Source organism: Streptomyces sp. NRRL F-2664, from assembly GCF_000719345.1.
In the GTDB taxonomy this organism is placed as follows: domain Bacteria; phylum Actinomycetota; class Actinomycetes; order Streptomycetales; family Streptomycetaceae; genus Streptomyces.
The window spans coordinates 1-454 of the sequence record NZ_JOFX01000355.1 but is presented as its reverse complement, the minus strand read 5'-3'; the positions used below and the strand labels follow the sequence as shown (position 1 = coordinate 454).

At 72.7% G+C, this 454-nt stretch carries 1 pseudogene; it reads right to left on the bottom strand.

Going from position 1 to position 454, the window contains the following annotated elements:
* A pseudogene (locus tag IF89_RS0136075) lies at positions 1 to 454 on the bottom strand (hypothetical protein); the annotation flags it as partial.

The window sequence follows — 454 nt, the reverse complement described above, 5'->3', positions numbered from 1 at the left end:
CGTCTTGCTGCCGTCCGCACCGGTGGCGGTGACCGTGGTGACGTCGCCGGCGGCATTGGCGGTGTAGGCGGTCGACCGCAGCACCGGCGCCTTCGCATCGCCGCCGCCGTGCAGGACGGTGGAGGTGAGCCGGCCGTAGGCGTCGTAGCCGTGCACGGTGTGCGTCGTCACCGGCGTGCCGCCGTCGGCCCCTGCTCCACCGCTGCCTTCCGTGCTGGCACCCCCCTGCCCGCCGCTGCTGTCGGTAGTGCCGGCACCTTCCTGCCCGCCGGTGGTGGGGCGGGTGTCGGTGCGGGTGGCCAGGTCTCCGCGGCTGTTGTACGTGTACACGGTCTGGGACAGCAGGGTGCCGTCTTTGCGGGTGAGGGTCTCCTTCTCCGGCTGGCCGCTGTCGTAGTAGCCGACCGTCAGGACGGTGCCGTTGCCGTACTCGGTCTTCGCCGGCCGGCCGAGG